This window comes from Alteromonas sp. ABV2_168, assembly GCF_056161165.1.
In genome coordinates, this window is the sequence record NZ_JBSWYQ010000011.1 from 1 (window position 1) to 16,261 (window position 16,261).

The window sequence follows — 16,261 nt, forward strand, 5'->3', positions numbered from 1 at the left end:
TGCATCGGTAGCAGTCGCTTCCACCGTGTAGCTACCTTCAGCCAGTTCTGCAGGGACATCGGCACTGAAGGTACCGTCAGGTTGCACGGTAACGGTGACGGTTTGTGCATCGCCGTTGGCATCCGTAACGGTTAACGTCACAGATTCACCGGCTGGCAGATCGGTGGTGCCTGAAATAGTTGGTGTGGTGTCGTTACCGGTACCTTGTGCATCCAGCGTGACTGTTGGAGCAGTGGTATCCACCGTACCTGAGGTTGAAGCCGTGCCGGTATTGCCGGCCGCATCCGTGGCAGCGGCATCGACAGTGAAGTTACCTTCTGCCATTTCCGCAGGGACATCGGCGCTGAAAGTGCCGTCTGGCTGTACGGTTGCTGTTACTGTTTGCGCGTCACCGTTGGCATCTGTCACGGTTAACGTCACTGATTCGCCCGCTGGCAGATCCGTGGTGCCGGAAATAGTCGGGGTGGTGTCGTTACCTGTACCTTGTGCATCCAGTGTTACCGTCGGTGCAATGGTATCCACCGTACCTGAGGTTGAAGCCGTGCCGGTATTGCCGGCTGCATCGGTGGCTGCTGCATCAACGGTGAAGTTACCTTCTGCTATTTCTGCAGGCACATCGGCACTGAATGTACCGTCAGGTTGCACAGTAGCGGTGACGGTTTGCGCATCGCCGCTGGCATCAGTGACTGTTAACGTCACTGATTCACCGGCTGGCAGATCCGTGGTACCAGAAATAGTCGGGGTAGTGTCGTTACCGGTACCTTGGGCATCCAGTGTTACCGTCGGTGCAGTGGTATCCACCGTACCTGAGGTTGAGGCAGTGCCGGTATTGCCGGCAGCATCGGTCGCCGCAGCATCAACCGTGAAGTTACCTTCTGCCATTTCCGCTGGCACATCGGCGCTGAACGTACCGTCTGGCTGCACCGTTGCGGTAACAGTCTGTGCATCACCATTCGCATCTGTCACGGTTAACGTTACAGATTCACCTGCTGGCAGATCGGTGGTGCCTGAAATAGTTGGCGTGGTGTCGTTTCCTGTACCCTGGGCGTCTAAAGTGACTGTTGGTGCAGTGGTATCAACTTCACCACCAGTTGCTATTGCTGTCGTGGAATTACCCGCCGCATCAGTAGCCGTCGCTTCGACCGTGTAACTACCTTCAGCCAATTCTGCAGGCACATCGGCGCTGAAGGTGCCGTCTGGTTGTACGGTAGCCGTTACAGTCTGCGCATCACCATTTGCATCGGTGACCGTCAACGTCACAGATTCGCCGGCTGGCAGATCCGTGGTGCCGGAAATCGTAGGCGTGGTGTCGTTGCCTGTGCCCTGGGGATCCAGCGTGACCGTTGGGGCAGTGGTATCCACCGTACCGGACGTTGAAGCCGTGCCGGTGTTACCGGCCGCATCGGTGGCGGCAGCATCAACAGTGAAGTTACCTTCTGCCATTTCCGCAGGGACATCGGCGCTGAAGGTGCCGTCTGGTTGTACGGTTGCGGTAACAGTTTGTGCATCGCCGTTAGCATCAGTGACCGTTAACGTCACTGATTCACCGGCTGGCAGATCCGTGGTACCAGAAATAGTCGGGGTAGTGTCGTTACCGGTACCTTGAGCATCAAGAGTGACCGTTGGTGCAGTGGTATCCACTGTACCGGACGTAGAAGCAGTACCAGTGTTACCGGCGGCATCGGTAGCGGCTGCATCAACGGTGAAGTTGCCTTCTGCCATTTCCGCTGGTACATCGGCGCTGAACGTACCGTCTGGCTGCACAGTAGCCGTTACAGTCTGCGCATCACCATTCGCATCAGTGACTGTCAGCGTCACAGATTCACCGGCTGGCAGGTCTGTAGTGCCTGAAATAGTCGGTGTGGTGTCGTTACCAGTGCCCTGAGCGTCTAATGTTACCGTCGGAGCGGAGGTGTCCACTGTACCGGACGTTGAGGCTGTACCGGTGTTACCGGCTGCATCGGTTGCCGCAGCATCGACAGTGAAGTTACCTTCTGCCATTTCTGCAGGGACATCAGCACTGAAGGTACCGTCTGGTTGCACAGTGGTTGTGACGGTTTGTGCATCACCATTCGCATCGGTCACTGTCAGGCTGACAGATTCACCCGCTGGCAGATCCGTGGTGCCTGAAATAGTTGGCGTGGTATCGTTACCGGTACCCTGCGCATCAAGTGTGACTGTCGGGGCAGTGGTATCCAGGTTGCCTGAAGTGGTTGCAGATGCAGTGTTTCCTGCTGCATCTGTTGCAGTGGCTTGAACTGTATAGCTGCCTTCAGCCAGCTCTGCGGGTACGTCCGCACTAAAGGTACCATCTGGTTGAACGGTGGATGTGAAAGTTTGTACATCTCCGTTGCTGTCAGTGACATTAATGTTCACTGTCTCGCCGGCTGGTAGATCAGTCGAGCCAGAAACCGTGGGCGTAGTATCGTTACCATCACCTTGAGGATTGATGCTCAGGCTTGGCACCTCAGTATTGATTTCTCCACCGTTTTCCGTTGCTGTCGTGGAATTACCGGCTTCATCAGTGGCCGTCGCTTCAACCGTGTAGCTACCTTCTGCCAGTTCTGCAGGGATATCGGCGCTGAAGGTGCCGTCAGGTTGTACGGTCGCAGTCACAGTCTGCGCATCACCATTCGCATCTGTCACCGTCAGGGTGACGGATTCACCGGCTGGCAGGTCGGTGGTACCAGAAATAGTCGGGGTAGTGTCGTTACCGGTACCTTGAGCATCAAGAGTGACCGTTGGTGCAGTGGTGTCAATATTACCGCTGGTTGAAGCCGTACCGGTGTTACCGGCTGCATCGGTGGCTGCTGCATCAACGGTGAAGTTACCTTCTGCCATTTCTGCAGGCACATCGGCGCTGAAGGTACCGTCTGGCTGCACGGTTGCGGTAACAGTTTGTGCATCGCCGTTGGCATCTGTCACGGTTAATGTCACAGATTCGCCTGCCGGCAGATCCGTGGTACCAGAAATAGTTGGCGTGGTGTCATTGCCTGAACCTGGCGCATCCAGTGTGACTGTTGGTGCAGTCGTATCAACTTCACCGCCAGTCGCTGTTGCTGTCGTGGAATTACCAGCTGCATCGGTGGCTGTCGCTTCAACGGTAAAGCTACCTTCTGCCATTTCCGCAGGCACATCGGCACTAAACGTACCGTCTGGCTGTACGGTAGCCGTTACAGTTTGCGCATCACCATTCGCATCTGTCACGGTCAACGTCACAGATTCTCCCGCTGGCAAATCGGTGGTACCGGAAATAGTAGGTGTGGTGTCGTTGCCTGAACCTTGCGCATCCAGCGTGACCGTTGGGGCAGTCGTGTCAACTTCACCACCAGTCGCGGTAACCGTAGTTGTGTTACCTGCTTCGTCAGTAGCGGTGGCCTCAACAGTGAATCCGCCTTCTGCCAGCTCAGCAGGGACTTCTGCACTGAAAGTGCCGTCAGGTTCAACGGTAGCTGTAATTGTTTGTTCATTGCCGTCTGAACCAGTGACAGTCAGCGTGACGGTCTCCCCGGCTGGTAAGTCCGTTGTACCGGAAATGACAGGCGTAGTATCGGAATCTACATCAGGTGGATTGATAGTCAGTTCAGGCGCTGTTGTATCTGGCTCAACAGGATCGACGGGGTCTGATGGTTCTACTGGCTCAGAGGGATCGACATCTGTCGAGCCTTCTGAGGGAGGCGGGGTAGTAGTGCCACCTTCAGGGGAAGTTGTAGTGTCGCCACCCTCAGGAGTAGTGGTTGTTTCTCCGATTTCACCCGGAGTCGTTGTTTCGCCGGTTTCACCCGGAGTCGTTGTTTCGCCGGTTTCACCCGGAGTTGTGGTTTCGCCGGTTTCGCCCGGAGTAGTTGTCTCGCCGGTTTCACCCGGAGTAGTTGTCTCGCCGGCTTCACCCGGAGTAGTTGTCTCGCCGGTTTCGCCCGGAGTAGTGGTCTCGCCGGTTTCACCCGGAGTAGTGGTCTCGCCGGTTTCGCCCGGAGTAGTCGTTTCGCCGGTTTCGCCCGGAGTGGTTGTTTCGCCGGTTTCGCCCGGAGTGGTTGTCTCGCCGGTTTCGCCCGGTGTCGTTGTCTCGCCGGTTTCGCCCGGAGTGGTTGTTTCGCCGGTTTCGGCCGGTGCGTCAGGTGTTGTCTCTTCTGCCGGTGCTGGCTCTGCCGCAGTTACAGAGAAGGTGTCGTTAGCCTGAGTCTGGTTGCCGGCTGCATCCGTTGCGGTTACACCTACTGTGTAATCACCCTCAGCGAAGTTGTCCGGTAAAGTCAGATTAAAACTGCCGTCCGCGAGGACATCGGCAGTAAATGTTTGAGTGCTGCCATCTGCGCCGGTCACGGTAATTTCAACGACACTGCCCTGAGCCAAATCAGTCGTACCGCTTAATACAGGCGCTTCTCCCTCAGCTGCATTTACCTCAAAAGTAAGCTCTGGTGGAGTGAAATCTGTTTCACCGGTGGCGTTCACTGACGTCGTATTACCCGCTTCATCGCTGGCGGTAACCACTACATCAAAAGCGCCTTCCGCAAGAGGGGCTACCGGCGTTGCAGAGAAGCTGCCATCTTCAAGAACGATAGCAGTGATAGTTTGCTCGTTTCCGTCCGAATCAGTAATTGTGATGGATATTTCGCTGCCTGCAGGCAAATCTGAAGTGCCGCTGATTTCGGGAAACTCATCATTGGTAACCTCGATGGGATTTACATCGATAGTGGGAGGTGTGGTATCAACCACAAATGTTTCTGATACCGTAACTGTGCCGTTCTGAGGATCCGGTGCTTCAACAACAACATCGAAAGTACCGTCTTCCAGCGTATCCGGTAACGTAGCATTGAAACTGCCATCATCTGCAACGATAACGTCAATAACTGTTTCGGCGCCAGTCTCATCAATTACTGTAATTGTAATCGGGGTACCGGGTTCCAGGTTAGAATCACCGGCTACTACAGGCGGAAAATCACCGGAAACGGTGATGTTGTCCAGTGTAGTGGGTTCGTCCTGAGTCGCTGTGCCGGCAGGATCCTGCTCGATATTCTGTGGTTCTGTTGTCGCCGGCTCATAATCAAATGCCAGCGGATCCACATCTTCAGCAATACGGCTTAATTGCACAAATGACGCACCGCCGCCACCGGCACCACCGCCGCCACCGGCAGCAGTTTCTTCTAACGCATCAAGGATGTCGCCGTCGCCACTCAGCAGGGCATCAATATCCGGAACGCCCTGCGAACCGGTGGAGTCAAATCCCGTATCACCACCGTCAACCATGGCAAGCATGTCATCAAGAGAATCGTCGTAAACCACGAATTCATCATCGAAAGCAGATGATTCAAATGATTCTACATCTGCTACCAGTTGCGGTGCACCCGGAGCAAGGTCAATGGCTCCCTGTTCCTGAGTGATGATCTGGCCACCGTTGTCTGAAACGATTTGCGCATCTGACGGGATCGTATCGCCGGCTGAGACAGGGAATTCATCCCCGTTGGGGAGGCGGATAAATACGTCACCGGACACATTAGTTACATTCAACATAATTCAATACCTTTTGCATTTGATGCACTAAAAACTAGTTGCCGCAAAAAGTTTGACCCTGTACCTGAGAACAGTCTGAATCTAAATGCCTGTTTTTATAGCAATTAAAAATCAAATTTTTTTTCCGTAATAAAAATTCATTCCTGTCGGTTTGCGGGCTTCAAAGTTCGTGACTACTTTTACAACTACAGGGAATTAATAGCGAAAATGGATATTTGTCGGTAAACGGAAATGGGGTATTCATGCTGATTCGAATTTTGGCCGTGGGTTTGGCAGCAGGTTTTTCGCTGTGCGGTACGCCTGTGAGCGCCGCACCAGTGAGCCTGACAGAAGTCGTTAAACAAGCCATTGACACAAATCCTGATGTGCAGGCAGCGTGGCGGGAATTTCTGGAAGCAGAACAAAATGTGAAGATTGCCAGATCGGGCTATCTACCGAAAGTGGATGTTACTGCCAGCTCAAGTCTGGTGCGCAGGAACTATGGTCTTGACCAGAGTTATGTATCCAATGAAGCTCGTATTTCTGTTACCCAAATGCTTTACGACGGCTTCTTTACCTCTTCGGAGGTAAAGCGTCTCGAGTCGGCGAAGAAGGTCAGATTTCTTGAACTGTTAAATCAGGTAGAACAGATTTCATTAGAGGTTGCCACTGCCTACTCGGATGTGTTGCTTTACCGCGAGTTGTTACTGGTGGCAGAAGACAATCTCAAAACCCACGTCGACGTTTATAAACAAATCGAAAAAAGTGCTGCTGCCGGTGTGGCCAGACGTGCTGATCTGGAACAAATCAGCGGACGTTTGTACCTGGCTGAATCTAACGTGATGACCGAACAGTCGAATTTGCATGATGTCTCTTCCCGCTTCCTGCGATTAACCGGGTTTCGGCCGCCGGCGGAACTTGAACCGGTAGACAATCTCATAAACGCTGAGATCCCGTTATCGATGGAAGAGAGTTTACTTGAAGCCTACAAGCGTAACCCCGGTTTTCTGGCGTCATGGTATAACGTAAATTCAACCAATTACGGCATCGATTCAGCCAGGAGTCGTTATCATCCCACATTAAATCTGGTGGGGAGTTACGGTTCTCAGTCCAGAGATGATGCGGGCCTTGATAACACCCAGACCGAAGGGCAAATCGGACTCCAGTTCTCATACAATCTTTACAACGGTGGTGCAGATCGGGCGTCGATCCGTGCTGCGCTGGCGGTAACCGATCAGGCTAAAGATCTGCGGGATAAATCCTGCCGGGATGTTCGTCAGACAGTGCAGATAGCTTACAACGACATTCGCAACCTCGACAGACAGATCCCGGCACTGAATGAACACCGGTTGTCTTCCAGCAGGGTGCGTACCGCCTACCTGGATCAATTCAAAATAGGTGACAGGACTTTATTGGATCTACTGGACTCAGAGAACGAAGCCTATGAATCCGGCCGCGCATACACCGAAGCTGTTTTCACCCAATACAAAGCCATTTTACGTTTGATGGCCGGTGGCGGTGAACTGGCTGAATACCTTACGGTGACCCGGGATGAGTTTGATGTGACTGAAGCTATTCGTCTGTCGGAAGCCGTGTACGATCCCATGTATGTTTGTCCGGCTGAAACCATCGATGTGATGTCTCAGGAAACTAATATTCTGATCCGTGATACAGACGGTGATGGTATTACCGACTTGTGGGATGAATGTCCTGACACGCCTTTTGATACCGCAGTGGATGACTTTGGTTGCGCAACTCAGCAGCAAAACACCGGTGACATCATTGGTGTAAAACATCAATCTGAAGTGGTTATTCCTTTCGGCGCTGATTCCGCTGAACTGGACCCTAAATACCTCGTTAAACTTGAGCCTATGCTGGATACGCTCGGTAAAGACCCCGCAGCCGGCGTTGTTGTGTACGGCCACGCCTCTCTGGAAGGGGAGTCTCACTACAATATGATGCTCTCTGTAAGGCGTGCCAATGCCGTTGCTGACTGGCTGAAAGTTCAGTCCGGTAGTAATGAGCAACGCATCTCTGCCATCGGCCTGGGTGAAGATAAGCCCCTTATCAATGACATTTCACCTGAAGCGAACCTGGCGAACCGGCGCGTGGAAGCCGTTGTCGTGGTACTTAACTCTTCAATAGATTCGCCGGAGTACATCAATTAATGGCGCAACCCAAGTTGTCTGACTCCTCGATTGAAAGGCTGGCAGAGTCTTCTGAAATTCACGGCGGCTGTCTGATGGCCTGCCTGAAAGCAATTTGTGATTTCCACGGCATAACCCTTGTACCTGATGCGGTTATGGCAGGATTGCCGATGGACAACGGTGAATTATCACCATCGGTGATGCCCCGTGCTGCCAGCCGGGTAGGCCTTAATTGCAAGGTGGTCAAACGAGAGCTGGCTGAAATAAACCCCGCGTTATTGCCGGCAATTCTGGTGTTGTCAGAACAGCGTTCCTGCGTGTTAGTTTCCTGTCAGATTGAATCCGGCCAGGCTGAAGTGGTATTCCCTGAAGCACCAGAAACCGTTGAAGTCGTCGACATAGAGGATATTGAGAAGGACTACACTCAGTTCGTTATGTTTTTGCGTCCGGACAGGCGCATTGGTAGACCGGCATCGGTATCCAATTCTCAAAAAGGTGTGCACTGGCTCTGGCATACCGTAGCTTCAGCGATTTCGCTGTATAAAGATGTCTTGCTGGCCTCAATATTCATCGGACTGCTGTCCCTTGCCATGCCTCTGTTTGTGATGAATGTGTATGACAGGGTGGTGCCAAACGCAGCGACGGAAACGTTGTGGGTACTGGCTATCGGCGCTGCTTTGGTGCTGTTTGCCGAGTTTTCATTACGTATGCTGCGGCATTTCTTTGTTGAACTGGCAGCCAGTCGTATTGATATCACCCTGACGGCGAATTTAATGCAAAAAGTGCTCGGCTTTTCGTTTAAGGAAAAGCCGGCCTCCACCGGTGCCTTTGTCAACAACCTGCAATCTTTTGAAGCGATCCGCGGATTTACGAACTCACTGACCCTGGTGGCGCTGGTCGATCTGCCTTTCGCAGTATTTTTTATTGTCATTATTGCGCTGATCAACGGCTTTTTATCACTGCCAATTCTGGTGGGCGGACTTTTACTGATTTGTTTCGGGCTTTACGCCCAGCGCAATATGGCCAGGCTCGCCAGCAGTGCAAGTGAAGCCGGCTCAGCCAGAAACGGGCTGGTGACTGAATCAGTCAACATGTTCGATGACGTTAAGTTTTTTAATGCCGGTCATCATGTGCAGCATGAATGGGAACAGCATTCCATTTATCTGGCAAAACTCAATGCCAAATTACGTATCGCAGGAACATCGGTCAGCAGTGCTGCTCTCTGGATCCAGCAGACCGTGGGCGTGTCTATGATTGTCGTCGGTGTATTTCTGATCGTGGACGGCGAACTTACGCAAGGCGGGCTGATCGCTGCGTATTTGTTGTCTTCACGGGCAATGGGACCATTATCACAGGCTGCCAGTCTGCTGTCACAATATCATCATGCTAAGACCGCTTACGAAACCTTGTCTGACTTAATGGCCAGAGAAGATGAGTCAAAAGCCGAACAAAAATGGACGCAGCATACCCGCATTCATGGCCGGTTGCACTTCGATAAAGTGTCCTTTGCTTATCCTGAGCAGCCATCCCATGTGGTTAGCAGAATGTCCCTCACCATCGAAGCCGGTGAGCGGGTAGCAATTCTTGGCAATAACGGTTCCGGTAAAACTACACTGCACAAACTGTTGCTGCACGCCTATGCGCCAACCAGTGGCCTTATCACTCTGGATAATATTGATTTACAGCAATACGAACCGAGTACGCTGCGTAATCAGATAGGTTATGTACCTCAGGATATTAATCTGTTTACCGGCAGTCTGCGGGACAACATCACGGTGTTTAAGGAAGACTACGACGAAGATTTTATCTGGGAGATACTCAATGCCTGCGGTTTAACTGATTTTGTTAACCATCATCCTGACGGTCTGAATCTCAGTGTGGGAGAAGGCGGAAAATTACTGTCCGGGGGCAAACGTCAGTCTGTCGCTCTGGCGCGGGCACTCATCCGTCGTCCGTCACTTTTTTTGATGGATGAACCGACTTCGGCCATGGATGCCACTGCCGAACAACGTATAAAGGAGCTGCTGGACAGAGAAACGAAAGGGAAAACCTTAATTCTGAATACCCACCGGCACTCTCTTCTCTCACTGGTCGACCGCATTATTGTTATCGATCAGGGGCACATCATTGTTGACGGTCCCCGTCAGGAAGTCATTAAACGTCTTGCTGCTGCGGTAAAAGGCTAAGGATTCATTATGCTTATGTCATGGGCCCGCGAATGGCTGGCACCTCCTCCTGAAAATGACTGGGTTTTGGAAGCCGAGTGGGCGCGGATTCAGCAGCGGCCACTGCGGGCCAAAGCGCTGCTATATGTGGTTGTATTGACAATCACGGCATTAATTGTGTGGGCCTGCTTTGCTCCCATCGCTGAAGTGGCAAGGGGAGAGGGTAAAGTCGTGCCATCCAGCCAGCTACAGATTTTGCAGTCCTATGACGGCGGTATTGTTCAGGACATTCAGGTAAGGGAAGGGCAGAAAGTCAACGCCGGTGACATTATCCTGAAAGTGGATCCTACCCGCTACTTATCTTCGCTGCAGGAAAACAATTCTAAGAGAAACGCTGTGGCTGCGAAAGTTCACAGGCTGACGGCACAGACACGGGCGCAGCCATTGAGCTTCCCGGAAGACCTTAAACAGGCCGCGCCTGAAATTGTTGCCAATGAAACGGCGTTATATTTTTCCAGTGTGAAAGAACTGGAAGAAACCTTGTCGAGGTTTGAAAGCCGGATTGCCCAGCGCCGGCAGGATTTGCAATCTTACCGCGCCGAATTACAGCAATATCAGGACACTCTATCTATCGCGCAGCGGGAGCTTACGGTCACACGTCCGCTGATGGCTTCGGGCGCTGTTTCTGAAATCGATATTCTGCGGCTGGAAAAGCAGGTTATTGAAAATCAGGGGGCCATTCAGCGCACACGGGCTGCAATAACCCGCAGTCAGGCAACCATAGATGAAGAGCAGAACAATCTTAAAGAAGCCAGCCTGAAAATGCAGAACCGCTGGAATGAAGAACTCAATGAAGCGGTTGCCACCATGCAATCCTTGCAGGAGTCTCAAACCGGTCTGGAAGATGTGGTGAAACAATCTGAAATCCGGTCGCCGGTCGCCGGTACCGTTCAGCGACTGCTGGTAAATACTGTGGGTGGTGTGGTGACGCCGGGCAGTGCCGTTGTGGAAATTATTCCTGCCGATGACCGGTTAATCGTTGAGGCAAAAATCCCACCCAAAGATATCGCGTTTCTGAAATTAGGACAGCCCGCCATTTTAAAATTCAGTGCTTATGATTTTGCTATTTACGGCGGTATGGAAGCCAGCGTTGAGCACATCAGTGCTGATACCGTGACTGACGATCAGGACCGGACTTACTACCTCGTCAGGCTTTCCACCGAAGACAAAAACGCCCTCAATATGGATATCCTGCCGGGCATGATGGTGCAGGTAGATATCATCACCGGTAATCGTACCGTCATGCAGTACCTGCTAAACCCGCTTATCAGGGCCTCTTCATCAGCATTAGGAGAACGTTAGGAATGAAATTTTTCGTGTTAGGAGAGTCGCTTAAGGAGTATGCACCGCTATCTGATGCAATAGCGTGGCACGAAGTTTCATTTTCCCTTGCTGCTGACGGGGGGATCTGCTGGGTCGATACCCGTGAAACTGACTGGTTACGCTTTGTGCGGGAAAGCAGTGTGCTGGGCGTGCATCCTGTGGTGATCAGCCATGCACCTGATATCAAGGAAATGCAACGAAGTCTGGTGGTTGGCGGACGGGGCTACTGCAACGGAACCGAATTGATACGCCATTGCAATGAAATTGCCAGTGCTGTGATGGCGGGCGGCATGTGGATCCCCGGCGGACTCGTCACGGCGATGGTTCACCGCCTCAGTGAACATCCGGATTATGAGTTTAAAGAAGTGCAGACCGAAGTGCTCACCGAACGGGAAAAGGAAGTTTTGCGGCTTTTACTGGACGGTGATTCTAATCAGGATATGGCGGATAAGCTAAATATTACTGTCAGAACGGTAAAAGAGCATATGTCGTCTATTCTTAAGAAATACAGAGTGAAAGACAGGGTGGCCTTGCTGCTTAAAATTGGCCAATTCAGACGAACTGCCCTTTAACGGCGCTGAGAATCCGGAGAGGTAGGGGTGAATTTAATATTTCAAAAAAAAGTACTCACTTTTTTGAGTGTGCTTTTCAGCATTCTTTGCACCTTTGGCGGTTACAAGGTGTACGTGCAACTGACAGAACAGGAGCGCGCGGCATCTTTCGATGGACCGGTTAAAGAGTTTAATGACCATTTTAATGAGAATCTGGAGGACATGGAGTACACCCTGCACTCTGTAAATCAGTTATTTGACTCCTCCTCAAATGTAGATGCAATGGAATTTGATACTTTCAGCGGTCTGATTCTGGAATACAACCTGTCCATTGCAGGTATCGGCGTTTTCAATTTTGACTCCCGTGAAATGGGAGCTAAAACCACCTTGCCGGAGCCTCAGTACTGGCTGGCATCTGATTCATATCCCCAATTTACCAAACGGGAAGTGACGATGGCGATGAAGCGTAACGTTGAGTTACGGGAAGCGACAAAGCTGGACAATTTTGCCTCCGATCTTTTCAGTGTTAACGACAGCCAGCAGCAATACGTATTACTTGTTCGGGCAATGCCTGAACACAAGTTACTTTTGGCTATGGTGGTTGATCTACACCGCGCTGCCAAGCTTTCTGTAAGTAACCGGATTGTCAGTAATTTCATTGTTTACCGTGAGGGAGAAAACAGAAAAGAACTGGCTTTTTCTGATGTGAAATATTCTGCGACACTGGCAAAGCCTTTTAACGGCGAAATCTTCCTGTTTAACCGTGTCTGGTCCATGGTGATTTATCCGCCGGCAAATTTATTCAACCAATATTATGTAGCTATCCCTGTCATAGCCTTCCTGTTCAGTTTGATGGTGCTGTATCTGGTTTATTTCGCGTTCAAATTACACAAGCTCAGCGATGACCGGCAACTGGCCCTGCAGGATTTGAAGTTCGCCCAGAGCAAGATGGTTGAGGCCGAGAAAATAGGTGCAATGGGGGGGCTGGTTGCCGGCATCGCCCATGAAGTGAATACGCCCCTGGGCATCAGTATTACCAGTTGTTCCCACGTGAATGACTTGATGCGGGATCTGAAAGAGGATTTCGACCGCGGTGAACTGGATCAGGAAAAATTTGAAGATTTTCTCTCCTCCGGCAAGGAAATGCTGGGTATGGCGCTGGAAAATATGGGCCGGGCATCTAAGCTGATTGCATCATTTAAGAAAATTGACGTCATTAATGCAGACGATTCCACCAAAACAGAGCTGGTTGACGTGGCCGAAATCGTTGAAAACTTTGTTGAGCATTATCAGCAGAATGCCATGTCAACGAAGATTAAGTTTGATGTGGAAATTGGCAAGCGGACACAAATCCAAACCTACCCTACTGTTATTACTCAGGTGCTCGCCAGCCTGGCATCGAACTCAGAGGTTCATGCGTTTGCGAAGAAGGATGAAGACTGTGTTATTTCAATCCGGGTATCTTCCTTCGGTAACTCTGTGTTGCTGAAGTTTGCAGATAACGGTAGCGGCGTGAAAAAGAAAGATCTCGCACAAATTTTTGACCCCTTTTATACCACCAACCGTGGTGCCGGTAATGCCGGCCTCGGCTTAAGCGTGGTGTACAACCTGGTGAAAAGTAAGCTGAAAGGTGAACTGAACCATGGTGCAGTACCCGGAGGTGGTCTGTGGATATCACTACGAATTAAAGACTTAGAAGAGAAGGAGTAAACTATGGGGAATCCATTATTTGCCAAGCAGAAAGCTGCACCAGCTGAGTCTGTGGATGACGCGGCAGAGCAGAAAGATACCTCACCGTTGAAAGTGTTGATTATCGATGACGAAACCGAAGTTCACCGGGTAACCGACCTGACGTTAAAGCGCTTCCGCTTTGACGGCAAGAAAATTCAGTTTTTGCATGCGTATTCCGGAAAAGAAGCGAAAGAGATTTTCGATAAAGAGACCGACATCGCGCTGGCCCTCGTGGACGTAGTAATGGAAACGGATCATGCCGGCCTGGATGTGGTGCATTATGTGCGTAAAGAGCTGAACAACACAGCCTGCCGGTTGGTATTACGTACCGGTCAGCCCGGTCAGGCGCCTGAACATGAAGTCATTGAGCGCTATGATATCAATGACTACAAAGAAAAAACGGAATTAACCAGCCAGAAGCTGAAAACTCTGATGTACACAGGGCTGCGCTCATACCGCGATATCTCCACCATTGAAAGCCACCGGAAAGGTTTGCGTCAGGTCATAGAAAGTACGACTAAAATGTTGCAGACCCATGCGCTGAACGAGTTCGCCTCAGCGGTGCTGAAGGAAATTATGAACCTGCTGCAACTTGACTCCAGTGCTATTTATTGTTCTACCTTCCCGCAAAGCGCAGAAGCCACCAAAGGCCGCACGGTATTGGCAGCTACCGGAAGTTTGGCTGACATCAAGGAAAGCCACCAACCTGAAGTGCCTGACGAAGTGGAAAACTGCTTTAAAGAGGTTTTGGCTTCTAAACAGTCTCAGCATTTCCCTTCTGGCTATGTGTTCTATAACTGTACCGACCTGGGTTATGAAAACCTGTTGTTTATCGACACCAAAGGTACGCTTTCTGATGCACAGAAAGAGTTTCTGGAAATTTACTGCATAAACGTCTCGCTGGTTTACGAAAACCTGATGATTACAGAAGAAATTTCAGAGACACAAAAAGACATTATCCACATGTTGGGGAACGCTGTTGAATTACGCACCAAGGAAGTTGGCGCGCATGTTAAACGTGTGGCAGAAATCAGCTACAAACTCGCGATTATGGCAGGTTTAAGCGATGATGAAGCTGAAAATATCCGCCGTTTTGCCCCGGTTCACAATCTGGGCAAAGTCGCCATACCTGATACTATTTTACACAAACCCGGAGAGCTGACCCCTGAGGAGTGGGACATCATGAAGTCTCACCCCAAAGTCGGTGCGGATATGCTGAGCCTTTCTAACAAACCCATGATTAAGAATGCGGCGAAGATTTGCTATGCACATCACGAGCAGTGGAACGGTGGCGGTTACCCTGAGGGTCTGAAGGGCGAAGACATCCCTCTGGCAGCGAGGATCACGGCGCTGGCAGATGCCTTTGATTCCATGGGCTCAAAACGCAGCTATAAAGAGGCGTGGCCGAAAGAAAACATTATTTCAGAAATAGAAGCGCAAAAAGGTGAACAGTTTGATCCGCAACTGGCGGAAATCTTACTGGCCAATTTTGATGACTTCTGGGCTCTGCGTACCCGCTATCCGGATTAAGAGGAGAGTATCGTGTCCAAATCTGTAACCGAATCGATGGCGGCGTTACTCAGCCCTGATTTGCTGCGGGCACTCCCGGTACAGTCTCAGTTTCCGCTGCTGGATCAGGCCGTTTACATTGGTGCTGATTGTTATCATGTATCAAGCTGGCATGTGAGTGACGAGGCCAGTATTGCCGTGGACTGCATGGGGTGTATTCCCGGCCGTCAACTGGAAAACAGCATGTTAAGTTCCTTGCTGGCCGGTAAGGGGGGAAATCGCTGGGCAGAACGCAGTGTCGTTGATGACAGTTTCTCTGACTGGATGGCACAGGCAGGCATGGCGGACAAAGTTTGCTCTGTGTATGTGATTGCCGATGAAGACCATGTGGGGGGATTCATTGTTCTGGTAACGCAAACGCCGGTAGATGAAAACGATGCAGGTCTGACGAAATTGCTGGACGAATTCACGCCGTTACTCATAGAAAGTGAGTATCTGAAGGAAAAGAAGGAAGCGGCCATCGAAATGGAGAAGCTGTGCAACTTAGGTGGCATGGTGGCAACGGTGGCTCATGAGGTAAATAACCCTCTCGGTGTGGCGATCACATCTTTGTCGCACCTTAAAGAAAGTGTTGATGATCTTGATAAAAGTTTCAAAGACGGAACCCTGACGGAAGAGTATTTCTCAGACTTTATAGATGACAGTAACGAAGTGAGCGATTTGCTCTCGTTCAACTTAGGGCGTGCTGCCAAACTCATCCGTGACTTTAAAACCAATGCGGTAAACCAAAGCGCTGATGTGCTGATGGCGTTCCCGCTGAAGGGCACCATCGAGAGTGTGCTGAGCAGCGTAAAACCGCAGTTGAAAGCGAAGCAAATTGAAATTGTGCTGGATTGTCAGGTGCCCGACTCCTTTATTATGAAGGGATTTCCGGGAGCCCTGTCTCAGGTGCTGACAAACTTACTGTTCAATGCGTCTATTCACGCATTCGATAAATCCATTACGTCTCCTAAAATTCAAATCAGGGCAGAATCAGCGGATGGCAAGGCAACGATTACCTTTAATGATAATGGTAAAGGGATCCCTGAAGAATTTCGTGAAGTGATGTTTGAGCCCTATTTTACCACCCGCCGTGAAGAAGGTGGCAGCGGTTTGGGGTTACATATCGTGAAGAACCTGACAGAAAACAAGATGCAGGGACAGCTGACGCTAAAAAGTGAAGTGGGTAAGGGGACTGAGTTTGTTATGGTCCTTCCCGTTGAGATAGACGCTGAATAGAGTAGTT

The 16,261-nt window shown here is 50.9% G+C and carries 8 protein-coding genes; 7 read left to right on the top strand and 1 reads right to left on the bottom strand.

Annotation, left to right across the window (positions count from 1 at the left end):
- On the bottom strand, positions 1-5,511 hold a 5,511-nt coding region (locus tag ACXAH4_RS15885), incomplete at its 3' end, for an Ig-like domain-containing protein (RefSeq protein ID WP_474882606.1).
- A gap of 242 nt (positions 5,512-5,753) precedes the next feature.
- Here ACXAH4_RS15885 and ACXAH4_RS15890 point away from each other — a divergent pair.
- From ACXAH4_RS15890 to ACXAH4_RS15920, 7 genes are read left to right on the top strand one after another with little or no spacing between them, the layout of a single operon-like run.
- Entirely contained in the window at positions 5,754-7,658 is a 1,905-nt protein-coding gene (locus tag ACXAH4_RS15890; RefSeq protein ID WP_474882608.1) for a TolC family outer membrane protein, read from the top strand.
- Positions 7,658-9,823, top strand: a complete 2,166-nt coding sequence (locus ACXAH4_RS15895) for a type I secretion system permease/ATPase (RefSeq protein WP_474882609.1) — start codon at positions 7,658-7,660, stop codon at positions 9,821-9,823. The genes ACXAH4_RS15890 and ACXAH4_RS15895 overlap by 1 nt, the downstream gene beginning before the upstream one ends.
- Positions 9,824-9,832: 9 nt before the next feature.
- Positions 9,833-11,164, top strand: coding sequence for an HlyD family type I secretion periplasmic adaptor subunit (locus ACXAH4_RS15900; RefSeq protein WP_474846432.1), 1,332 nt, complete (start codon positions 9,833-9,835; stop codon positions 11,162-11,164).
- Between the two features lie 2 nt (positions 11,165-11,166).
- Positions 11,167-11,757, top strand: a complete 591-nt coding sequence (locus tag ACXAH4_RS15905) for a response regulator transcription factor (RefSeq protein WP_474882611.1) — start codon at positions 11,167-11,169, stop codon at positions 11,755-11,757.
- A gap of 27 nt (positions 11,758-11,784) precedes the next feature.
- Positions 11,785-13,446: a sensor histidine kinase gene (locus tag ACXAH4_RS15910; protein ID WP_474882613.1), complete on the top strand. Its 1,662-nt coding sequence runs from the start codon at positions 11,785-11,787 to the stop codon at positions 13,444-13,446.
- Between the two features lie 3 nt (positions 13,447-13,449).
- The gene (locus ACXAH4_RS15915; RefSeq protein WP_474882615.1) at positions 13,450-14,997 is read left to right on the top strand and encodes a DUF3369 domain-containing protein; all 1,548 of its coding nucleotides are present in this window, start codon (positions 13,450-13,452) and stop codon (positions 14,995-14,997) included.
- Positions 14,998-15,009: 12 nt separating this feature from the next.
- Entirely contained in the window at positions 15,010-16,254 is a 1,245-nt protein-coding gene (locus ACXAH4_RS15920; protein ID WP_474846424.1) for a sensor histidine kinase, read from the top strand.
- The last annotated feature ends 7 nt before the right edge of the window (positions 16,255-16,261 follow it).

Excerpts from the sequence above, each read along its gene's own strand:
- ACXAH4_RS15890 (WP_474882608.1), top strand. The coding sequence starts at position 5,754 with ATGCTGATTCGAATTTTGGCCGTGGGTTTGGCAGCAGGTTTTTCGCTG.
- ACXAH4_RS15895 (WP_474882609.1), top strand. The coding sequence starts at position 7,658 with ATGGCGCAACCCAAGTTGTCTGACTCCTCGATTGAAAGGCTGGCAGAG.
- ACXAH4_RS15900 (WP_474846432.1), top strand. The coding sequence starts at position 9,833 with ATGCTTATGTCATGGGCCCGCGAATGGCTGGCACCTCCTCCTGAAAAT.
- ACXAH4_RS15905 (WP_474882611.1), top strand. The coding sequence starts at position 11,167 with ATGAAATTTTTCGTGTTAGGAGAGTCGCTTAAGGAGTATGCACCGCTA.
- ACXAH4_RS15915 (WP_474882615.1), top strand. The coding sequence starts at position 13,450 with ATGGGGAATCCATTATTTGCCAAGCAGAAAGCTGCACCAGCTGAGTCT.